22 protein-coding genes and 1 tRNA gene are annotated in these 21869 nt (G+C 53.9%); 15 read left to right on the top strand and 8 right to left on the bottom strand.

What is annotated here, in order from left to right:
• The first annotated feature begins 76 nt into the window (after nt 1-76).
• A complete protein-coding gene (locus TREPR_RS13470; RefSeq protein ID WP_015708876.1) occupies nt 77-556 on the top strand; it encodes a pyridoxamine 5'-phosphate oxidase family protein in 480 nt (159 codons plus the stop codon).
• 6 nt (nt 557-562) lie between these two features.
• On the opposite strand, the gene TREPR_RS13465 is transcribed toward TREPR_RS13470, so the two are convergent.
• The 4 genes from TREPR_RS13465 to tilS are packed head-to-tail and all read right to left on the bottom strand — an operon-like array spanning nt 563 to nt 7470.
• Complete coding sequence (locus TREPR_RS13465) at nt 563-2401, bottom strand: S1C family serine protease (RefSeq protein WP_015708875.1); 1839 nt, start codon at nt 2399-2401, stop codon at nt 563-565.
• A 5-nt stretch (nt 2402-2406) separates the two neighbouring features.
• On the bottom strand, nt 2407-4140 hold the full coding sequence (locus tag TREPR_RS13460) for a tetratricopeptide repeat protein (protein WP_015708874.1): 1734 nt from the start codon (nt 4138-4140) through the stop codon (nt 2407-2409).
• The gene (gene ftsH / locus TREPR_RS13455; RefSeq protein WP_015708873.1) at nt 4140-6053 is read right to left on the bottom strand and encodes an ATP-dependent zinc metalloprotease FtsH; all 1914 of its coding nucleotides are present in this window, start codon (nt 6051-6053) and stop codon (nt 4140-4142) included. The genes TREPR_RS13460 and ftsH overlap by 1 nt, the downstream gene beginning before the upstream one ends.
• Nucleotides 6043-7470: a tRNA lysidine(34) synthetase TilS gene (tilS, locus tag TREPR_RS13450; protein WP_015708872.1), complete on the bottom strand. Its 1428-nt coding sequence runs from the start codon at nt 7468-7470 to the stop codon at nt 6043-6045. The genes ftsH and tilS overlap by 11 nt, the downstream gene beginning before the upstream one ends.
• A 117-nt stretch (nt 7471-7587) precedes the next feature.
• Here tilS and TREPR_RS13445 point away from each other — a divergent pair, with 117 nt between their 5' ends.
• The 3 genes from TREPR_RS13445 to TREPR_RS13435 all read left to right on the top strand — a co-directional run bounded on the left by TREPR_RS13445 (nt 7588) and on the right by TREPR_RS13435 (nt 9872).
• A complete protein-coding gene (locus TREPR_RS13445; RefSeq protein WP_015708871.1) occupies nt 7588-8046 on the top strand; it encodes a MarR family transcriptional regulator in 459 nt (152 codons plus the stop codon).
• Nucleotides 8047-8229: 183 nt separating this feature from the next.
• Nucleotides 8230-8463 carry a DUF3781 domain-containing protein gene (locus TREPR_RS13440; RefSeq protein ID WP_015708870.1) on the top strand — a complete coding sequence of 78 codons (234 nt, stop codon included), beginning with the start codon at nt 8230-8232 and terminating at the stop codon, nt 8461-8463.
• 149 nt (nt 8464-8612) lie between these two features.
• Nucleotides 8613-9872: an MFS transporter gene (locus tag TREPR_RS13435; protein ID WP_015708869.1), complete on the top strand. Its 1260-nt coding sequence runs from the start codon at nt 8613-8615 to the stop codon at nt 9870-9872.
• Between the two features lie 68 nt (nt 9873-9940).
• Here the strand turns inward: TREPR_RS13435 and TREPR_RS13430 are convergent, their stop codons facing one another.
• From TREPR_RS13430 to TREPR_RS13415, 4 genes are all read right to left on the bottom strand, one after another.
• Nucleotides 9941-10585: a 50S ribosomal protein L25 gene (locus TREPR_RS13430; RefSeq protein ID WP_015708868.1), complete on the bottom strand. Its 645-nt coding sequence runs from the start codon at nt 10583-10585 to the stop codon at nt 9941-9943.
• A gap of 190 nt (nt 10586-10775) precedes the next feature.
• Nucleotides 10776-10847 (bottom strand) — tRNA-Gln (locus tag TREPR_RS13425).
• A 7-nt stretch (nt 10848-10854) separates the two neighbouring features.
• Nucleotides 10855-11136, bottom strand: coding sequence for a septation regulator SpoVG (gene spoVG / locus TREPR_RS13420; protein ID WP_010262273.1), 282 nt, complete (start codon nt 11134-11136; stop codon nt 10855-10857).
• 42 nt (nt 11137-11178) lie between these two features.
• Nucleotides 11179-12234, bottom strand: coding sequence for a 4-(cytidine 5'-diphospho)-2-C-methyl-D-erythritol kinase (locus TREPR_RS13415; RefSeq protein ID WP_015708867.1), 1056 nt, complete (start codon nt 12232-12234; stop codon nt 11179-11181).
• A gap of 161 nt (nt 12235-12395) precedes the next feature.
• Between TREPR_RS13415 and TREPR_RS13410 the strand changes: the two genes are divergently transcribed.
• From TREPR_RS13410 to TREPR_RS13360, 11 genes are all read left to right on the top strand, one after another.
• The gene (locus TREPR_RS13410; protein WP_015708865.1) at nt 12396-13046 is read left to right on the top strand and encodes an 8-oxoguanine DNA glycosylase; all 651 of its coding nucleotides are present in this window, start codon (nt 12396-12398) and stop codon (nt 13044-13046) included.
• Complete coding sequence (locus TREPR_RS13405) at nt 13043-13879, top strand: hypothetical protein (RefSeq protein ID WP_015708864.1); 837 nt, start codon at nt 13043-13045, stop codon at nt 13877-13879. The genes TREPR_RS13410 and TREPR_RS13405 overlap by 4 nt, the downstream gene beginning before the upstream one ends.
• A gap of 136 nt (nt 13880-14015) precedes the next feature.
• Nucleotides 14016-14582, top strand: a complete 567-nt coding sequence (locus tag TREPR_RS13400; protein ID WP_015708863.1) for a 4Fe-4S binding protein — start codon at nt 14016-14018, stop codon at nt 14580-14582.
• A 72-nt stretch (nt 14583-14654) separates the two neighbouring features.
• On the top strand, nt 14655-15533 hold the full coding sequence (locus TREPR_RS13395; RefSeq protein WP_015708862.1) for a YitT family protein: 879 nt from the start codon (nt 14655-14657) through the stop codon (nt 15531-15533).
• 114 nt (nt 15534-15647) lie between these two features.
• Complete coding sequence (locus TREPR_RS13390) at nt 15648-16280, top strand: V-type ATP synthase subunit D (protein WP_041611206.1); 633 nt, start codon at nt 15648-15650, stop codon at nt 16278-16280.
• On the top strand, nt 16277-16762 hold the full coding sequence (locus TREPR_RS13385) for a universal stress protein (protein WP_015708860.1): 486 nt from the start codon (nt 16277-16279) through the stop codon (nt 16760-16762). Before TREPR_RS13390 ends, TREPR_RS13385 begins: the two co-directional genes overlap by 4 nt.
• Before the next feature lie 24 nt (nt 16763-16786).
• Nucleotides 16787-17188: a hypothetical protein gene (locus tag TREPR_RS13380; protein WP_015708859.1), complete on the top strand. Its 402-nt coding sequence runs from the start codon at nt 16787-16789 to the stop codon at nt 17186-17188.
• The gene (locus tag TREPR_RS13375; protein WP_015708858.1) at nt 17181-17957 is read left to right on the top strand and encodes a J domain-containing protein; all 777 of its coding nucleotides are present in this window, start codon (nt 17181-17183) and stop codon (nt 17955-17957) included. Before TREPR_RS13380 ends, TREPR_RS13375 begins: the two co-directional genes overlap by 8 nt.
• 8 nt (nt 17958-17965) lie before the next feature.
• Nucleotides 17966-18760, top strand: a complete 795-nt coding sequence (gene map, locus TREPR_RS13370; protein ID WP_015708857.1) for a type I methionyl aminopeptidase — start codon at nt 17966-17968, stop codon at nt 18758-18760.
• An 88-nt stretch (nt 18761-18848) separates the two neighbouring features.
• Nucleotides 18849-20360, top strand: a complete 1512-nt coding sequence (locus TREPR_RS13365; protein WP_015708856.1) for a Do family serine endopeptidase — start codon at nt 18849-18851, stop codon at nt 20358-20360.
• 280 nt (nt 20361-20640) lie between these two features.
• The gene (locus tag TREPR_RS13360; RefSeq protein ID WP_015708855.1) at nt 20641-21750 is read left to right on the top strand and encodes an N-acetylneuraminate synthase family protein; all 1110 of its coding nucleotides are present in this window, start codon (nt 20641-20643) and stop codon (nt 21748-21750) included.
• Nucleotides 21751-21869: the final 119 nt, after the last annotated feature.

Here is a 21869-nt window from a genome sequence, read left to right as displayed (position 1 = left end):
TTTGTAAGGAGTAGTGTGTTACTTCGTAACACTTCCAATTAACGTGGCGGCAAGCCGCCAATTTATAGGAGTAAATATGAGAAGATCAGATCGGGAAATAACGGATGTCGAAGAAAAACTGAAGATACTCCGGAAAAACAAAGTGTTCCGCCTGGGCATGGCGGAGCAGAATCAGCCCTACATAGTTCCCCTGAATTTTGGCTTTGAATTTGACGGGGGCTTATTGACCCTGTATTTTCATGGCGCCCGGGAAGGAAAAAAGGCGGACATCCTGGCACGGAACAGCCAGGTCTGTTTTGAGATGGACGGGGAACATTCCCTGGTCACCGGAGAAGAGGCTGCCGCTTACAGCTTTGCCTATGAGAGCATCATTGGTTTCGGAACCGCAGAGTTATTGACTAAGGACGAAGAAAAGATCCGGGGACTTGATGCGCTGATGAAGCACCAAACCGGGGAGGACCGGGAGTGGCACTATACTGAAAGCCAGCTGAAGGCGGTAGCCGTGTACCGGATACGGGTTTCTTCTTTTTCCGGGAAACGGCGACCGCAGAAATAACTTATTTTACAAAGTATCCGGGGAATCCAGCATGGCTGGAAGGCGCATATAGGTTTCCATGTAGCCCATGCGGCGTTTCTTTACATTGATATCCAGCAGGGCATAGCCGTCGCTTTCCTCGATCTTGAAGCCCCGGATGGATACCGGGTCCTGTTCTGAAAGCCCGGCTTCGTCGGCGATGGAACCCCGAACAACTTTTTTTACCAGGTAGGCCGGGGCGATGCCCCTGTTCAGGGAAGGGGTCAGGATGAGGCCGAACAGGGCTGCGGCCATACGTTCCCGGCTGTCCTTTTTGGCGGCTTCCGCCAGGGGAATCTCCGGGCGAACCGTGGTTTGGAGAACCCGGTGTTTCCCGTCTGAGGTTTCCAGGGATACCAGCTCCCCCGGGCGGCCCGGAAAAAGCCGGTCCTGTAATGCGGGGATCAGGGCGCCCTGGGGGGCCCTGACTTCCTCGCCGTTAATGGATTTGATGAAGCTTCCCTCGGTAACCTGTTGTTCCGCCGCTGGGGTAAAGGGGGCCACATAGATAATCTCTGCCCCTTGGGCGGTTTCGCTTATGGCAAGGCCGAACCAGGGCCGCTGGGCTTTGCCTCCGGCGATCAGGGCCGGCAGGGCTGCAGCTAGCCGTTCTGCAGGGACTGCAAAGTTGAGCCCCTGGTACTGCTCTACCCCGGCAAACACTATGCCTACCAGGCGGCCTTCGGTATCAACCACCGGGCCCCCGGAATTGCCGTGGTTCACCGCAGCATCTATTTGGATCACGTCCCCGATCTGGAGGAAACGCCGGCCCAATGCGGACACAATACCCCGGGTGACGGTCTTTTCCAGCCCCCCGGGCGAGCCGATGGCCAGCACCGTATCCCCCACCTGGGGAATTACCCAGTCCACCAGGGAAAAGACATATTCCGGTTTCACCTCAGCTTTGATCAGCGCCAGGTCCAGGGCCTTGTCCCAGCCTATTACCTTGGCGGGGATACGGGGGCTTGTAGAGTCTCCCAAACGTATATACATCCGTGAATACCCCTCGTAGCTGGGGTCCACCTCGCTGGCGATAACATGGTAGTTGGTGATCATCAGCCCTGAAGAATCCACAAAGAAAGCGGAACCCAGGACCCAGTCCGGGGAACCCATGCCCCGCTGAATCCGGTAGCCCCGGTTTACCAGCACCGTGACCACCCCTTTGATCATATCCGAGGCAGAGTCCTGGCCTTTGGCGAAAAGCCCCAATTCTTTAGGGAAGCTTCCCCCCTGGCTTTCGATAATCGAAAGGAAGAAGTTCGCCGCCCTCCGCTGTTTCAGCTCCGCCGCCCGCTGCAGGAACAGTAATGCGTTTTCGGCGTCCAGGGGTTTCAGGACATGGGAACGGGCCGCGCTGAGGAAGGCCGCCAGATTGTCCCCAGCGGCAAGTTTTTCCTTCCCGTCTTCCAGGAGGAAGTCCGGTTCCATCCCGGTGTTTTCCACGGCAATACCCAGGCTCCCCAGGGAGCGGGCCAGGGAAGCCGCGTCTTCCCAGCGTTTTTCACTGATCGCCAGGGTTTGGGCGTCCTTCAGGTTTTGTATCGCCAGCCCTTCCAGTATCCCGAGCCGTTCATTCAGGGCCAGATCCTGCTCCGGGTGGGGGCTATCTTCCCCGTAAACGGTTCGGTAGGTCCCGATAAGGTGAATGGCTCGGGCCGGCTCTGAGGAAGCGTATTGTTCTATATCATTAAGACGCAATGCCCCGGTTGATACCATGGGGCTAAGCCGTTTTTCCGCCCGGGCTTCTGAGACACAGGAGCATATAAACAAGCCGGTCCCCGCAAGGATCAGGATAGCTGCGATTTTTTTATTGTTCCATAAACCCATGAATATCAATTTCTCAAGCCTGTCTCAGTATATTCTTTAATACCATCCTTATCCATATCCCAGGCTCGGATCTCCTGATTCCCCATATAGCTTTCACCGTATTCGTAAATTCCGTCACCGTCCCAGTCACTCTCCGAGGAGGCCAGCTCCACCGAATATGCCAGGGGGTCCTCCGGGGGCAGCTCTGGGCGGCGAAAGCGGCGTACCGTTTCCAGCCGGCCATCCAGGTCCAGATCAATACGCTGAACCAGGGGCTGGCCCAGGAGGAATTCGGTCTCTGACACAAGCCTTTCCCCCAGGTATTCCCGGGCACGGTGGGGAACCCCGGAATTCATCTCTATCCGCTCAATACTTCCGGGGATTTCCCTGCCCTGCCGTTCTATGACTAAGGCAAAGGAGACCAGGGTGCGCCGGGATATACGGGATACAAGTTCCCTTTCGGGGTAGAGCAGGGTACTCCCCAGAAGTTCCCTGAATTGCAGAGGCGTAAAGAAAAATTCATTAGGCCGGGGAATGTAGCGCACCCCCTCCAATTCCGCCTGGAGTACTGCGGGGTACTGTTCCCATTCCAGGGAAATCCGCGGAAAGCTTTCCGGCTGAAGCCGGCGCTGTTCCCCGGGGAAGCCCGGTTCGGCATAAGCGCTTAGGTCCGCCCGGACAGGCAGACCTACGGAGAAAAAGACCCCCAGTTCCGGAAGCCCGTCCTGATCCGCATCGTAGCTGTACGCGATGGGGCTTCCATCTGTGTAAAGGGTCCGGCACTCGCTCCGGCCGTCCCGGTCAATGTCTTCGGTAATAGCTCCGGAAAACTGGGAAAGGAGATTGCTGAAACGGCTGCGGCCGGCGGCGCCCCGGAGCAGGCCCCAGACTGTTTCCAAAAGATCTTTATCCAGTAAAGGTTCCTGAAAAAGTTCCGTTACCGCCTTTTCATCGTCTATGAGGCCCAGGTTAAGCGCCGAAGGAATGGCCTCAGGGTTTGTGCTACCCCCGGCCCGGTAAGCCGCCATTAAGCGGCGGGCTTCTTCGGTATCCCGGATAAAGGGAACCGCCAGGTAGGCCAGTTCCCTGTCCGCCCCAATAAGCTGGGGCAGCCGGCGCAGGCAGGTGGTAATCAGTTCCCGTTCCTCGGCCCCGGGTATACGGCCCGCAGCGTAATTAAAAAGGATGCGAACCGGTTCCGGCGAACGGGGGTAGCGGTTCAGGGCTTCTGCCATGGTAACGTTGAAAGAGCGGGTATCCGAAAGGCCCCGGAGGGCCAGGAGCCGCAAGCTTATGGCCCGGACGCTTTCCCCGGCCTGATCCAGGCTGCGCAGGGCTTCCGCATAGGACCGGATACCGATGAGGGTTTCGGCTTCCAAAAGCCGGGCATCGCCGGGCTTGTACCGGTTCCAGCGTGCTGCTTCCAGGCCCCGGCGCAGGGCTTCCAGCACCGTCCCGGAAGGCCGGCCCAGGTGGGAGCGGGTAAGGGCTAACAAATAGGAAAGGTCCGAAGAAACATCGGCGTAATCTGCGGCCCGGTCCAGAGCTTCCTCAGCCAGGGACCATTGATCTCGGTTTATGGCTTCCAGGGCCCATGCGGCATATTTTTCCGCCGCCCCAGTATCCCCCCGCGCCGGGGCATCTTCATCCCGGGACTGGGCCCCAAGCCGGGACTGGCCGCCCAGGACACCCAGGGCTGCCGTCAGAAAAAGCGCCGGTATCAGGGAACGGCAGATCATGCTTCCAGAACGGCGGATCATCAGGCTTCCGGGGTGGGTGATGGGGTTTCTCCCAGGGGTACGCTCAGGGTGGCTGAATTTTCCCGGGGGGGAAGCCCCAGGATGGATCGTACCTCGTCGTCGATGAGGGTTTCCCGGGCTATGAGGGCGTCGGACAGTTTTTCCAGTTCATCCTTATGGGCAAGCAGTATGGTTTCCGCAAAACCCTTTGCAGTATCCAGTATCTTCTTAACAGCCCCGTCGATAAGCCGGGCGGTATCTTCGGAATATTCCTTGTGCCGGGCAATTTCCTTGCCGATGAAGATGGGCTCATCCTCCTGGCCGTAGGTCACGGGCCCCATTTCTTCGGTCATGCCCCATTCGCAGACCATGCGCCGGGCCATTTCCGTGGCCTGTTGCAGGTCCTGCTTGGTTCCCGTGGTGGTTTCGTCGTAAAAGAGCTTTTCCGCCACCCAACCGCCGTAGCAGATCACGATCCGGTCCTCAATCCAGCCCCGGGTGCGGCTGTAACTGTCTTCTAAGGGGAGGGACATGGCCATGCCCAGGGCCCGGCCATGGGGAACTATGGTTACCTTGTGGAGGGGATCGGCGTTTTTCAGGAAATAGTGGAGCAGGGCGTGGCCCGCCTCGTGGATTGCGGTCATGCGCCGTTCCTTTTCAGAAACCACCAGGGTCTTCCGGGCCACCCCCATGAGTACTTTGTCCCGGGCTTCTTCAAAGTCAGGCATTTCCACCGTGGGCTTATCCTGCCGGGCCGCAAAGAGGGCCGCCTCATTGACCAGGTTGGCGATTTCCGCCCCGCTCATCCCCGGGGTCGCCCGGGCAATACGGCCCAGGTCAACCTCGGTTGACAGGGGTATCTTTTCGGCGTGGATCTTGAGGATAGCCTCCCGTTCCTTGATATCCGGCATGGCCACCACCACCTGCCGGTCAAAACGGCCGGGCCGCAGCAGGGCTGGATCAAGCACATCGGGCCGGTTAGTGGCCGCCAAAATGATCACCCCGTCCTTGGAGTCGAAGCCGTCCATTTCAACCAGAAGCTGGTTCAAGGTCTGCTCCCGCTCGTCATGGCCCCCGCCGTAGCCCGCGCCTCGGGTCCGGCCAACAGCGTCTAATTCGTCAATAAAGATGATGCACGGCGCGTTCTTCCGCCCCTGCTCAAAAAGGTCCCGGACCCGGCTGGCCCCGACACCCACAAACATTTCAACAAAATCAGAACCCGACATGTGGAAGTAGGCCACCCCGGCTTCCCCGGCCACCGCCTTTGCCATGAGGGTCTTCCCCGTGCCGGGCATACCCACCAGGAGCACTCCCTTGGGTATCCGGGCCCCCATCTTGGTAAATTTCTGGGGGCTCTTCAGGAAGGAAACCACTTCTTCCAATTCGTACTTGGCGTCCACCTGGCCCGCCACATCCGCAAAGGTAGTCTTTTTCCCCTCATCCTGGTAGCGTTTCGCCCGGCTCTTCCCGAACTGGAAAGCCTTGTTCCCCGTGCCCTGCATATTCCGCATCATGAACCAGATAAACCCGAACCCGATAAGCCAGGGGAGGAATTCCATGAATATACGCCAGGGGCTTACCCCGGTGACCGCCCCGGAAACATTGATCCCCCGCTCCCGCAGGGTGGGCAGCAGCGAAGGGTCCTGGTAGGGAATGAGGGTTTTGAACTGCTTCAGTCCCCCGGTATTGTCCCTAAAGGTTCCTTCAATTATATTAGTATCCATTATCTTTACCGAGCTGATTTCATCCCGTTCAAGGTAATTGGTAAAAGCTGAGTAGGAAATCTCCTTTACCGCCGGCGTGTCGTTCCTGAAAAAATAGGCAATAAAAATACCCACAATAACGAGGAAAAAAAACAAGGCAAAACGGTTAGGCCGACCCCCGGTCAAAGGCGGGCGCGGCTGCGGCGTTTTATTATTCTGATCATTGAACATCAATACCCCCAACTATTATAGAAAAGAACGGGCTGGTATCCCGGTCTTTCTGATTCATCTCTTCCCTGGCCAGCAAGACACCGATACCCGGCCCGGCCCGGCCCGGCCCGATAAAGGCCACAGGGCCCCTGGCATCGTAAGCGGTGATAAGGGCGGCGCGTCCGGCTTTATCGGTGATATCCGCCCCCCGGTAATGCCGTCCGCCCCGACTTATGCTGTCCCCGGGATAATACCGCCGGAAAACCAGGGGAAGGCCGGTGAAAAACCCGGGAACCTTCGCTGGAAGTACTGCGGGGAACTTTCCATCTTCATTCGAAGCCGACCCTGGATTTTCCAGTTCTGCTCCGCTCAGTATCTTAATGGTAAGCTCTTTTAGCTTATATATTCCCGGCTCTTTAATCAACAGTGAAAAGCCCTTTTCATAGCTGCGGGGCTTCCTGCGCAGGGTAATATCGGCACCCTCATCCGCCAGGGAGGCGAATCCCAAATCCAGGGATGAAACTTCCCGCTGGGCAAAAAGCCTGAGACTCCGTCGCCGGGGCTGCCCCCCCGGGGAATCCTTGCTTCGCATCCGGTCCAGGGCGGCAAAAAGCGCTTCCTCCCGGATAATCTCGCTATGTGAGAAAAATTCTTCAACAGGCAAAGTAAGGGTTTCCGGGGCCGTTGTTTTCCAGGGAATCCGGGCGGCTTCTGCGGACAAGAAATCCGCACTGAGCCGCTGAGTTTCCCCCAGTTCCAGCACAGCCTTCCTCCAGAAAGGGAAAAATTCATCCAGGCAAGGGATCAGCTTGAGCCTGATCCGGTTCCGCAAATAAACAGGGTCCGCATTGGTAGAATCCGTACGGTAGGGCAAACCCCGTTTCGCCAGGTAAGCCAGGACCTCCGCTCGCCCCAGTCCCAGGATAGGCCTGAGTATGCGGCCCCGGGATTGCCGCAAAGCCGCCAACCCCCCAGGCCCGGACCCCCGGAGGAAGCGCATCAGGGTAGTTTCCAGAAGATCATCCCGTGTATGGGCCACCAGCACCGCTGCCGCCCCGATACGCTGGGCCTCCCGGTTCCAGGCCGTATGCCGGTAGAGCCGCGCCGCCGCCTCGATGCCTATCCGCTTTTCCTTCCCAGTCTCCGCAATTTTCCCCGGCCTGATAGAAACCACCCGGCAGGGAACCCCCAGTTCCGCGCAAAGGGCCTTCACCGCCGCCGCATCCCCCCGGCTTTCAGCAGCGGGCCGTATCCCGTGTTCCACATGGAGGCAGCGCAGTTCAAAGGCGCCACCGGCAGCCCCGGCCCGGTCCCGGAGCGCTGCTAAAGCTGCCAGCATAGCGGTGGAGTCCGCCCCCCCGGAAACCGCGGCGAGGAACACCGTGCCCGCAGGCCGGCTGCCCAGAGCCGCAGCAACGGAGGCCTCAAAGGTTTTCATATAGTTCAATGTAACATACTCTGGAAATTTTAGCCATAAAGACGCAGAGGGAATGGAATACAAAGGGGCCCGTATAATATACTATTATTACTGCACCAATCGGCGGGAGGACAGGTCATGAACAAGGAAGAACAGGTCCTATTGGCTTTCAGAGAATTATTTAACAAGATGGTTTGGCTTGACAAGCTCAAGATGGAAGACAGCCTTAAAGGGTATAAGCCTTCTGAAGTACATTGCATCGAATACATCGGAAAAAATGCAGATTCCAATGTGACAAAACTTGCGGAAGCTTTTTATATGACCCGGGGGGCCATAACAAAACTCACCCGGAAGCTCATGGAAAAAGGTATTATCGAAAGCTACCAGAAACCGGATAATAAGAAAGAAATCTATTTTAAGCTTACTAAGCAAGGGAAAGCAATTGACAAACTCCATGAAAAACTGCATAAAGAGTTTCAAGAGCGGGATAAAGCCGTATTTGAACAGGTAACTGAAAAACAATTTGACAGCATGCTGAGCTTCGTGGAAACCTATAGCCGGCATTTGGACGGAGAAATCAACAAGCTCACCCTTTAGGCTAAACTTGATCCCCATTTTATTCGTGTTGAGGGGTTTAATACCCCGCCCTTTAGGGCGCTTAAAAAGGGTATTAAACCCCGAATACAAATACCTTATGAGAACAACATACCTCGTCCCTTTAGGGCGAGGTTGTTGATTAGAAGATTTAATAACCACGAAGGACAGAAAGGGAGAGGGTATATGCCTAAAATAGAAATAAGCAAATTACACACTACAGAAATGGGCATTGTACGTATCAAGAGGAACCTCGGCCTGGATACTGATGATGTAGTTGCTTGGTGCAAGCAGGCAGTAGGCAGCGCTGATAACAAATCTATTACCCAAAGGGGTAAAAATTGGTATGTCCATGGCGATGGCTATGTGTTGACCATCAATGTGAACAGCCACACCATAATCACGGCGCATAAAGCGTAATTATCTCAGACTACCCCGAAGAGGCCGCATTTTTTTTGGAAATTTCCTGAAAAATTATGTTGACAAGGAAACAAAACAATGCTAGGCTTGATATGTTTCCAGGGAAACAAAATAATAACACCTTTTCAGGGGAGATTTAACCAATAACCATGCATAAAAACCCGATGTTTTCAAAGGATTTCATACTTGTCGCCATAGGCCAGATTATTTCCATCTTCGGCAATCAGATAGTACGTTTTGCCCTTCCTCTTTACCTGCTAAACCAGACAGGTTCGTCCGTTTTATTCGGGACCATCCTGGCAGTATCGTTTATCCCCATGCTTTTACTGTTCCCCCTAGGGGGGATCATTGCCGACAGGCTTAATAAAAGGAACATCATGGTGATTCTGGATTTCAGCACCGCAATCCTCATTTTCCTGTTTTATGTGCTGTCAGGGAAAATAGATATTGTGCCGCTTGTGGCAGTGACCATGATTATTTTATACAGCATCCAGGGCGCCTATCAGCCGGCGGTTCAGGCAAGTGTACCTATTCTGGTAGGGGCGGAGCATATCATGCAGGGGAATTCGGTAATAAATCTGATTAGCTCCCTGGGCAGTATGGTTGGGTCGGTGCTTGGGGGTATTTTGTTCTCCCTTGTCGGCTTAGCGCCAATCCTGTATGTAAGCGTCGGCTGTTTTTCCGCATCCGCAGTAATGGAGATTTTCATCCATATTCCCTTTGAAAAAAGGAAACCCACAGGAAACATATTCGTTACGGGCTTCAACGACCTTAAAGATAGTTTTGTCTTTATGTTTAAAGAGCGGCCTGTCCTATGGAAAGTGTCCGTAATATACGCTTCTGTAAATTTATTTTTAACTCCATTGATTTTAATAGGATTCCCGGTTTTAATTACCCAACACTTGGGATTCACCTCAAATACCGCCAATCGCTTATACGGATATGCTCAGGGCGTAGTAGCTGCCGGCGCTATATCCGGGGGTCTGCTCGCAGGAATACTGTCAACAAAACTGAAATCCAGGGCAAGCCCGCTTATCTTACTAGGCTGCTCAGTATCCGTGCTCATAGGGGGAATTGCCCTACGAACTCTGAAAGGGTCAATGGAAATCTACATCATCCTGGTAATTGGCGGCGGCCTGTTGACGGCCTTATCAACCTTATTTCAAATTCAGGTAATAACAAACCTACAAATTTTAACGCCTAAAGAGTTAACCGGAAAAGTCATTTCATGCGTTATATGTTTATGTATGTGTACAATTCCTCTTGGCCAGTTCCTGTACGGCATTGTTTTTGAGAAGATAGGAAGCAATACCTACCTTCCGTTTTATGTTTCAGGATTGTTAATGATAGGAATTGGTGTTTTTACCCGCCGTATTTTTTATGGAATCGACCAACTGATAGAAGGGTAAATAAAGTAAAAAGCGCCGGTTTGGGGGACAGAGCTGCGCCCCATCCCCCTTTATACTAAGCGGCTCTTCTAGGCCTTGGCGTCCTTGGCAGGTTCCTTGGTATCCTTGACTTCCGCAGTCTCTGCAACAGCGGCTTCCCCTTCGGCGGCGGTTTCAGTTTCGGCCTTGGCGAATTTCACCAGGGCAACCACCTGATCGGGGTTGGAAATAAGCCTGACCCCTTCGCCCAGTTTGAGGTCCCGGACGTGGATGGACTGGTTCACTTTGAGTTCCGCGATATCCACATCGATGCGCTCCGGCAGGTCCTTGGGGAGGCATTCCACTTCAATATCGTGGAGAGGTGATTCCAGGATACCCCCTTCACGGACACCCACGGGGTTTCCGTGAACATGGACTGAGACCTTCGCCCGGAGGGACACACCCCGTTCAACCTCGTAGAAGTCCACATGGAGGATCTGCCCATCGGTGATGTTCCGCTGGGTATCCTTCACAAAGGCTTCGTGGGCTTGCCCATCGACATTAATAGTGACAATGGTACTTTCGGAAATGCCCCTGACGCTGTTGATAAATTCCAGGGCGTCCAGGTCAATGGACAGCGCCTTACCGGTGCGCCCGTACACTACTGCGGGAATGCGCCCTTCCTTCCGGGTCCTGCGGGCTTCGGCGGACCCCGATTCTGCCCGATTCCGGGCTGCAAAAACTACCTGACTCATACATTACTCCTATAGATTGGGGCAATAGGGTTCAAACCCTGCCTAGTACTGGGACGACAGGGGTCGCCTTCCGTTCGCAAACATCCATGTTTGCTCACTCCAGGCCGGGGTTCAATTCTTTCGGCGCCATCCATGGCGCCTTTTCCTCCCGTTGGTCGGCGAATTGAACCCTTCGACCCCTGTCTTCTTACTGGGACGACAGGGGTCGAACCTGTGCATGCCGGAGCCAAAACCCGGTGGCTTACCACTTGCCTACGTCCCAAAGATTCCTATATTTCTACAGTGGGATCGTCCTGAACATTACCAAAATCATACCGGTCCAGGATTTTTTTCTGTAGTTCTGCCCGAAATTCCGGATGGATAGGATGGGCAACATCCTTGTACTCTCCAACCCGGGTTTTCCGGCTCGGCATGGCTATAAACACGCCGCTCTTACCTTCGATGATCTTTACATTGTGTACGACGAAACAATCATCAAATGTGACCGTCACATAAGCCTTTAGTTTTCCCTCACCGGCTACCTTGCGGACCCTGATATCGGTAATCTCCATGACGTTTCTCCTTTTTTGGTCCAGGTTCACTACGATTATATTCTATCTTAATACCGTATTAGCCAAACGCGCAAGGGGAAAGGTTAGAAGTGTGAAAACTCCCAACCTTAACAATGACTCTACTGCCTTTTTCGCCGTTCCTCCATCTGTAAATATCCCAAAACAGGCCGATCCCGACCCGGTAAGACCACAAAAATCCGCCCCCTGGGCGCCCAGCTTTTCCAGGATTGCCCCGTAGGCATCCCGAACCACCGGTTCCCCCTTTGCCAGAAATACCGGCAAAAAGTCGTTCCCATAGGGCCAGCGGGAAGGGTGTGCCGCCAAGGCACCTATTAGTGTCTCCGGCAACAAGTCCCGGACACTTTCCTCATTCCAGCCCGTTTCCGCCCTATAGGCGTCCAGCAACCGGAAGGCCCCCGCAGTATTGCTGGGAAAAGCGGGCTTAACCAGGACTACTCCCAGTTGCCCCGGCCCCGCTATGGGCCGTATTTGCTCTCCCCGGCCGCTCACAAAGGCCGCTCCGCTCCCGCCAGGAGCGCTTTCACCGGCCCCAGGGGCGCCTAGAAAAAAAGGCACATCACTGCCCAGTTCCGCCCCTGCCAAAGCGAGGGCTTCAGCGCTAAGGGGCCTCCCCGAAAGCTCGTTCAGGGCCAGCAGGGTGGAAGCCCCATCAGAAGACCCACCTCCCAGGCCCGCCCCCAGGGGTATACGCTTTTCCAGCCCTATCCGCAAGGGCCGGTCAAACCCGGTCTTTGCCCGGAAAAGCTCCGCCGCTTTCAGGACTATATTGCCCTTTTGGGGAACTTCCTCCAGGCCCGCCTCAGTTACGGGGCGCCTGTCCTCCGCAAGAAACTCATCCCCGCCGGCTTCCTTCAGCTCAAAATGCAGGGTATCCCCGAAGGCCAGGGCCAGAAAAATGCTTTCCAGCTCATGGAACCCATCGGAACGCCGGCCCTTTACCCTAAGGTGCAGGTTTATCTTGCAGGGGGCTTCAATGCTCAGGGCGTTCTGCATAGCTTGGTGGAGTATATATGAAAGGGCGGGGTTTGTAAAGCGGGGTATGGCTGTAAATGACGGCTGTATTGGGGAATCGCCCACCTCCTCCGGTATGAGCCGCCATTGCCAAAACCGGGCATAGCCCCGGGAGAAGTTGCAAAAAAGCGGTTATTAAGGTATATTCACCCAGCCATGAATTTATTCAACCTGATTCCCGGGCAACTTTTTTCCCTCCTGGCCTCCGGAAACGAGGTGCAAAAAGTATGAGTGCCGGAACTGAGTTGCATGATATATATATCAATCACAAAAACGAGCTGGAAAACAGGCTGGACGATTTCCGCAGCCGCTGGGCAGAGGGGAGCGATCAGGATATTTTTGAAGAATTGTGCTATTGCCTCTGTACCGCCCGGGAAAAGGCAAAATACGCCTTTGCCGCCATGGGCAGCTTACGTAAGACAAAAAAACTGTTTAAGGGCAGCGAAGCGGAGATAGATGCGGTTTTGCTTGAAAGCGGAATAGCCCTGCACCCCGCAAAGGCGCAGAGGATTATTCAAAACAGGGAGATTTACTATCCCGGTACAAAAAAGAAAATTGAAAAAGAATTTTTGTGCTTTAACGATATTTTGCTTTCCCGAAGGGAACTGAAAAACAGGATCAATGGTTTCGGTTTTAAGGAAGCCTCCCACTTTTTGAGGAACCTGGGGTTCGGCGAAAAGATCTGCATCCTTGATACCCACACGGCCCAGCAGCTGGTCCAGTACAAGGTGATAAGCGAAAGGCCCTCGTCCTGGACAGAGAAAAAGTATCTGGAAGTCGAACGGGCAATGATTGGGTTTGCAAAAAAAGTAAAGATACCTGTTGATGCCCTGGATCTGGTTTTCATGCTTAAGGAGAACCCGGAGATTATCAAATGAACGAGGAAACCATGCCGGAACAGAGCCGTTATCCGGAATATGAAAAACCCAGGCAGGAAATACGGGATTTGAGACAAAGCCTGGCCGCCCTGCTCCTGGAACACCATGAGCTGGAATTTCATATCCGCAAAAAAGTTGAAGCTGAATACGTGAGCGCCATCGGGTCCCTGGAGCATAAGGCCCTGGAGTTTCAGTACAAAGAGCTGCGGCTGAAGCGGAAAGAGGAGCTGATCCAGGGCAGGATCAATTCCCGGGATGTTTTTGCCCTTTCCCAGATAGAAGCCCAGTTGATCGGTGAATTTAACGGGCAGAACGAAAAGCTCTCCGCGTCAATGAGCCGCATGAATGCAGCCCTGGAGCGCCGCTTCGCCGGGACTGTGCTTTCGGACAGGGAGGAGGCGGAGCTGAACCTGCTGTACTCGGGGCTGATAAAAAAACTACACCCGGACCTGAATCCTGTTCAGAACGAAAAAATAGAAAAACTGTTATCCGCCTCCATTACGGCCTATAAAAACGCCGCCCTGGACACTTTGCGGGAGCTCAGTGTCCAGGCTGAAGGGTATAAGGAACTTGTGGACGAGCCGGTGGGCAGCATGGTAAAACTGGCAGCCACGAAAGAAAAACTGCTGGCCCGGGTAGAATCGCTGCAGAAGACGGTTGGGGATATCAAAAATTCCTACCCCTGTAATAAAAAAGCGCTTCTGGATGATGGGGAAAAACTTCGGGAGCGGGCAGGGGAGCTGGTCGAACAGATACAAGAACACCGGAAAGCCTGCGACGATCTGGACAGGCGGCTGGCGGAATTGCTGGGGAAATCGGTGTGGACGAAATGAAGGGGTACCCAGTGGAAAAACAGCGGAGTGTATTGGGCGAGGACTAAATACAGGCCATACAGCTTTCCCCCTTGCCAAAATCCTCCGATTACCCTATTATATCATATTAAAACCACGTACTTAATAGGAAAAATTTATGAGCGATCAGACCTTAGCTAATCTCCCGGTTCCCCCCGCCCAGGCGCCCCAAACAAGTCCCCGTATCCGTAAATACCATCAACCCTGGATACCCAGCCTTCAGGGCTGGTCCTGGATCATCACCATAGTCTGGATAACCATCGCCAATATCTGGAAACCCTTCGGCCTCTACGGCTTTGTCTGCATGTTCACCCCCATCGGTATCGCCCTTTCCGGCCGGGGGAAGATGCACTGCGCCCGGATCTGTCCTCGGGGTTCCTTTATTAAGGTCTTTACCCGGCGTATCTCCCTGCATTTGCCCAAGCCTGCATTTATGAAGAAAACCGCTTTCCGCTGGGCGCTCTGGGGCCTCATGATGGGCAGCTTTATTACCCTGATCATTTATTCCATTCCCCGGGGAGTAGCCTTTCTGGGCAATACGGTCCTGGTTTTTATGGAGATTGCCACGGTCCTGGCCTTTATTTTTGGCATCCTTTTCAGTCCCCGAGCCTGGTGTACGGTTTGCCCCATGGGCTTTACTACCGGGAACCTGCGGGGCCTGTTGGATAAAAAAGGGAAACAATAGAATGTGCCTGTAGATTGACTTAAATTTTCCGGACCCTTGCAAAAGCGGCGCTTCTCCAGTTAGCATAGAGGTATGATAACTGGTTCATCTGCCGTATATACGGTAAAGCGGGTTTCCCTCCTGCTTTTGGGTTCCTTTCTCATGGCCTTCAATATCAATACTTTTGTCCATGCCGGGGGGTTGCTTCCCGGGGGCTTTACAGGGCTTACTATCCTTTTCCAGCAGATCGCCCTCCGCTATGGAAATATTCAGCTTCCCTTCAGCATTATCTACTTTGTCCTGAACTCGATTCCGGCGGCTATCTGCTTTAAGTATATCGGGAAGAAGTTTACCCTCTATTCGCTTCTGGTGATTGTGGTTAGCGGTGTCCTGACTGACTGGATGCCCAGTATGTTTATCGATTTTTTGCAGCTCCACGACATCCTGCTTTCGGCGGTCTTTGGGGGCATACTCAACGCCGTAGGGATAAGCCTCTGTCTGTACGCGGACGCCACCAGCGGGGGTACGGATTTTATCGCCATATTCATTTCCGAAAAGTACCATAAGGAAAGCTGGAACTTCATTTTTGCGGGAAACTGCGTTATTCTGGCGGTGGCTGCTTATTTGTTCAGCCTGGATAAGGCCCTGTACTCGGTGATTTTCCAGTTTACCACCACCATGGGCTTAAGCTCTCTGTACCACGGCTACCAGCAGAAGACCCTGCTGATCATCACAAATAAGCCTGACGAGGTGTACACGGTGATTAAGGAAAAGACCAACCACGCCGCCACTTCCTTTAAGGGCTTCGGCTACTTTGACAAGGCCGAGCGGACCCTGCTCTATTCGGTGGTGTCTGCCCATGAGACCGCAGCCCTGGTCACCGCCATTGAGAAGATCGATCCCGGGGTCTTTATCAACGTGATCAGGACCGAACAGCTCAATGGCAGGTTCTATACCCGGCCCAGGGACTAAACCGGAAAAACAGCCCCAGCTTATCCGGCAGGAAAATACCTCAAGCTCAATTTTTCTGTTTTCCCCATTGTTAAAATCCACTTTTTTTAGTATAAATTGATATATGGTAAAAGTATGGCCCGGGAACAGATAGCCCCCACTAAAAGCAACCTCATGCGGGTCAAAGAACGGCTCGTCACTGCTAAGGAGGGTTACGACCTTCTGGAACAGAAGCGGGAGATCCTGGTCATGGAGCTTATGCGGAAGGTGGAGCAGGTTAAGCTCCTGGAGCGGGATTTGGACCAAGGCGTGGAGACTGCCTACCCCTGTTTGAAACGGATGCTCATCGTGGTGGGCCGGGAACGGGCGGATCGGCTATCCCGGAACATCAAGTACAGCTTCGATCTCCGGGAAAAACGGGTTGCCGTGGCGGGGATGACCCTGCCCAGCCTGGAAGTACGGCTTCCGGAGGTAGAATTGAAGTATTCCCCGGCGAATTCATTTGCAGAATGTGATGAAACCGTGTTAGAATTCTTTAAATTGCTGAAGATACTTACGGAACTTGCGGCGGTCAGGACCATAGCCTGGCGTCTGGCCCGGGAGGTTCGGAAGACTCAGCGCAGGGTTAACGCCCTGGAAAAGATGGTGATCCCCACGGCGCGGGACACAAAGGTTTACATTGAAGCAGCGCTTGAAGAAAAGGACCGGGATGCCTTTTTCACCAGCAAGCTATTAAAAAAGAAAGGGGTTTCTGGGAGCAACGCATGATAAAGCCACTCTTCTCCAATTTAGTTGTCGCAGTTTCAGGCTCTGATGCTTCCATACTGGCGGCGAAATATGCAATCATTATGGCCAAGCAATATCGGTGCCATCTCTGTGCAGTGTATGTGGTGGATACCGCCACTATCCGGCAGCTCACCCTGAGCAAGATCTTTATCCAGGAAGAGAGCCTGGATTATGAACGGAGCTTGACCGCTAACGGGGAACGGTACCTTTCCTTTGTGGAAGAACTGGCCCGGGCTAAGGGGGTTAAGGCCGAGCGGGATATCCGCAAGGGGGCGATCTATACGGAGATACTCACCGCAGCGGATGAAAAAAAGGCGGATCTTATCATATTGGGGGGCTGGGAAAAGGAACGGAGTCCCCGGGACATAATTTCCCATTCCCATCGAGAAATTATGGTCGGCTCAAAGTGTTCCGTATTGATCGTGAAAGAACCCCTGGTGGATCAGCTCTATAAGCAGGCCTGACCATCTTGTTTAATTGAGGTAAAAATGAGAATTGCCCTGGTAAGTGTGCCCGCCTCAAGAAGGGGTGTCCCGGATTATGTAAACGCCCTGGCTAAGGGTATGGAATCCGCCGGGCACCGGGTTGATATCCTGGATGCCTGGACCGGCGATGGGTTCAGGCTGCCGGGTTACGAGTATATTGCGGTTATCGCCGAGGCGGCCTCCCTTTTCGGCGGTAAAATGCCCGATGCGCTCCCCAAAATCCTTGCTTCAGGCAACCTGACGGGGAAAAAGAGTGCCGCTTTTCTCAGGAAAACCAGCCCTTTCACCGTAAAAGCCATGGTGAACCTGATGCGGGCCATGGAAAAAGAGGGAATGTACATTAACTGGAGCGAAGTTATCCTTTCCGCCGCCCATGCGGAGGCTTTGGGGAAGCGAATTGGATAATTACTACTCCCGGCTAGGCATACAACAGGGCGCTTCAACCCAGGATGTAAAAAAAGCCTTCCGGGAAAAGGCTAAACAGCTGCACCCGGACATTGCGGGGGAATGGGCCTCGGCGGAGATGCGCCGGATTATCAGCGCCTACGAAGTCCTCTCGGACCCGGAGCGGCGCAGCGAATACGACCGGATCTACGGCCGTTTTATGGGGAAGTATGTTTTTGACTACCGGACCTTTCTCCGGGAACAGCCGGAGGATCCCGAATCCCAAGCCAAGCTTATCTTCTTTGAACTTCTCCATCGGGAGGACGAGGAAGCCTTGAAGGTCTGGGAAGCCCAGGGCGGGGTGGAATTCCCCCTGGAAAAGTACCTGGACCGGGAAGACTGGATGGATTGTGCCTTTATCCTGGCAGAGGAATTAGAAAAGCGCCAGCGTTACTATGAGTGCTTTGTCCTGCTGGTGATGCTGGTCCGGGAAGAGCGTAGGCGGCCCTATTTCCGCCATTTTATGCCGGATGTGGAAACCTTCCTCAAGGAACTGGTCCGGCTCAGGCTGAGAACTGCGGTGGATAACGAGACCTACCTGGACTGTATGGGCGCCCTGCTGGATCTGCGCTTTCCCCCTAAGGATGAGGCCCGGTGGCTGCGTTCCATGGCGGAAACCCTGGTCCGTATGGGGGACCTCAATTCCGCTCAGGGTGTTTTTAAGGAAGCCCTCAAGCGGGACCCCGGCCTGTCCAATGCGGTGCAGCTGCGGCGGAAACTGAATGTATAGGAACAACTATGATACGATTAAAAACTGAAAGGCAAATTGCGGGGATCCGGGAATCCTGCCATCTCCTCAGCACCATGTACAGGGAATTGCTGCCCCAGGTAAAAGCCGGGGTCATGACCCTGGATATAGACAAATGGGTACGAAACTGGATTGCCAAAGCCGGGGGCAAGCCCATTTTCCTGGGCCAGGGCTCCAAGAAGAACCCCTATCCGGCGGCTATCTGCATTTCCATCAACCACGAGGTTATCCATGGCATTCCCTCCAAACGGCGCATCGCCGATGGGGACCTGGTATCTCTGGACTGCGGCATAGACCTGGGGGGCTTTATCAGCGACCAGGCCATCACCGTGGAAGTGGGGAAGGTCAGTGCCGCCGCCCACGCCCTGAACATTGCCACCCGGGAGTGCCTCTATAAGGGGATAGCCGCCGCCAAAGCCGGGGATCGGCTCCTCCAGATAGGCCGGGCTGTGCAGGACCATGCCCTGGAAAGGGGCTATGGGGTGGTGAAGGAATTCTGCGGCCACGGGGTAGGGCTGGCCCTCCACGAGGACCCTTCGGTGCCTAATTACCCCCACGGCGCCAATCCCCGGATGAGCGGGGGCATGGTGATAGCCATTGAGCCCATGATCAACCAGGGAACCGGGGATGTGGAAATTCTGGAAGACGGCTGGACCGTGGTAACAACGGACAGGAAACTTTCCTCCCACTGGGAGCATACCTTGGCTATTTTCAGCGATCATACCGAAATATTAACCGAAGAAGGATCCGGCCCACCAAGGGACAATGAGCCAAAAGCACTGTAACCATTAAATCGAAAAACTATTATAATATAGAGAGACTTAGTTACGGCATTTTTAAATTCTATAAAATCAATAGAAGGGGTCAAAGGGCATGAACTTTACGAAGAGCTTGGCATCAAAAAATTTCTTTTTCTTTAATCTGGTACTCCTGGGGGCAATTTTCGGGTTCTCCCTGGCGTTTCTTTCCTTTTCCTGTTCAACTCCGGTTTCTTCCAGGACCGCTAAGGCCCAGGAGAATCCGGGTTATTCCGATGTGGTGATCCCCGAGGACGCCCTCCGTATTGCCGAGGGGCTCCAGACCGCCTTCCGATCCGTAGCGGACAAGGTGCTACCCTCGGTGGTGGAAATTAAGACCGTTTCCATCAGGCGGCAACAGACTCCCAATTTTAACGGCATACCCTGGGAATTTTTCTTTGGCCCTCGGGATGGCAACGGCGGCAATCAGGAACGGGAATATCGATCCCAGGGCCTAGGTTCGGGGATCATAGTCCGCCATTCAAGCGATACCTACTATGTGTTGACCAATAACCATGTGGTGGAGGCTGCCAATGAAATTGTGGTAGCCCTCAATGACGGCAAAGAAATTTCCGCAGAATTGGTGGGGAAGGATGAACGGAAGGATCTGGCCCTGGTGTCTTTTAAGTCCTCAGAAACCCTCCCCATAGCGGTACTGGGTGATTCCGATGCGGTTCGCGTGGGTGACTGGGCCATTGCGGTGGGCAATCCCCTGGGCTTTATGTCCTCGGTAACCATGGGCATAGTCAGCGCCGTGGGTCGCACCGGCGGTCCCGGGGGCAACATCAATGACTTTATACAGACCGACACTTCCATTAACCAGGGAAATTCCGGGGGCGCTCTGGTGAATATCCGTGGTGACGTTATTGGGATTAATACCTGGATAGCCAGCAACAGTTCTGGCGGTTCCGTGGGGCTTGGCTTTGCTATCCCCATCAACAACGCCAAACGTACTATTGATGATTTTATCAATTCCGGCGAAGTCAGTTACGGCTGGCTGGGAGTTTCCCTTGCCGAAGCGGACAAGGAAACCACAGAGGCCCTGGGCCTGGATGGAAAACGGGGCGCCCTGGCCGCCCAGGTGTTCCTGGGTTCACCGGCGGACAAGGGGGGCATACAGCCCGGAGACTTTATCACCCACATCAATGGCCGGGAAATGCGGGGAGTTAACCCCCTGATGCTGGCCGTGGGGGATCTCAAGCCCGGTGAACAGGCCTCCTTCACGGTGTTCCGCTCCGGTGCTACCCTGGAAATAAAGGTCCGCATCGAAGCCCGGAACAATGAAACTGCAACGGAGAACAACAAACTCTGGCCCGGGCTTATGGCGGCCCCCATCAACGACACTATCCGAAACGCCTTTAATCTGGATAAAAACATCCAGGGCATTGTGGCGGTCCAGATAGTTGATAAGAGCCCCGCTTCGGTGGTGGGCCTCCAGCGAGGGGACCGCATCATTGGTATTAACGGCGAAACGGTCCGTAACCTGGCCGATTTCTACCGACTGCTCCGTGAAAAGGCCGGCAAAGAACTCTGGTTCGAGGTAGTCCGGGGCGAAAATACCTTGGAGACATTAAAATATAAACGATAGCAACGGTACTGCTATGGTGAAACAGGTATTCCACCCCGTTGTGTACAGCAATGTTTTAAGGTAAATATACCGGAATAGAGGCAGGGGCGGGCGGGCAATTCCCCCGCTCCCGTCTCTGGAATTCTTCCCCGTAGCAGACCCGCAGGGGCTGACGGAGGGGAATTCTACAGGTTAGGGAGCGGGGGAATTGCCCGCCCGCCCCGATCACTACCCCAATAGATTTATCATAACAGAATAGAATTGCTAGTACACAAGCCCCCATTCGCGTATAATCCCCCCTATGGGCAATAAAACTTTTACAGTAAACGGGACTGTCTACGGTTCTGAAAACGTGCTTGTTATCGCTGAATTGGGGACATCCCACGGGGGTTCCCCGGAAAAAGCCCGCGAATTGGTCGACGCTGCTGCGGATGCCGGTGCGGATTGTATAAAATTCCAGATAGTCTACGCCGATGAAATCCTCCACCCAAACACCGGGGATGTGGATCTTCCCGGCGGCAGGATGCGGCTCTACGATACCTTTAAGAAACTTGAAGTTGATATCAGTTTTTACAGAGATCTGAAGGGCTATGTTGAATCCCGGGGCTTGCTGTTTCTTGCAAGTCCCTTTGGTATGAGGAGCGCCCGTGAACTATGGAGCCTTAAACCCGGGCTGCTGAAAATTGCCTCTCCGGAACTGAACTATACGGGTCTGCTGACTGAACTTGCCTCTTACGGGCTTCCGGCGCTGCTTTCTACCGGGGTTTCTCGGCTGTCGGATATTGAGACCGCACTGGAACTATTTCCCCCGGAACGGGCCTGCCTCCTCCACTGTGTTACCGCTTATCCCGCACCGGAGGGGGATTATAATCTCCGTGTATTGCGGAACATTAGCAGTCTTTTCGGTGTTCCCGTGGGGGTCAGCGATCATAGCCTGGACCCGGAATTGGTTCCTTCCCTGGCGGTAGTTATGGGAGCAGTGGTGATAGAAAAGCATTTCTGTCTTTCCCGGGAGGATTCCGGCCTAGACGACCCCATAGCCTTGACCCCGCAGGACTTCAAACGCATGGTACAGGCGGTGCGCCGGGTATCAGTATTAGGAGCCGAAGCGACCCTGGATGCGCTGAAACAGGAACAGGGAGAAGATACTGTGGAGGCTGTCCTGGGTGACGGAGTTAAGCGTTTGGCAAGGGCGGAAAGGGCCAATTACCTGCGCACCAATCGTTCTGTCCATGCTAACCGGGATATACAAGCCGGAGAAACCCTGGTTCCTGAGGATTTTGCGGTTCTCAGAACAGAAAAAATACTCCGCCCAGGTCTTCATCCATCCTGGGAAAGCCGGCTTGTGGGCAGGAAAACTACCCGGTTCATTCCCTCTGGGGAAGGGATAGTGTTTGAGGATCTGATATAGGGAATCTCTAAAAACTTCAGTTTTTAGAGATTTGCCGCTTAAAGAGCATTTGCGCAGGCTAAAGACTGAGCGAATACAGAGGCACCCTCAATTGTTAATACAATATCAGTATTTTTATC

Origin of the sequence: Treponema primitia ZAS-2, from assembly GCF_000214375.1 — a bacterium.
GTDB lineage: Bacteria > Spirochaetota > Spirochaetia > Treponematales > Breznakiellaceae > Termitinema > Termitinema primitia.
The sequence above is the reverse complement of the archived record's forward strand: the minus strand, read 5'-3'. Positions and strand labels throughout refer to the sequence as shown.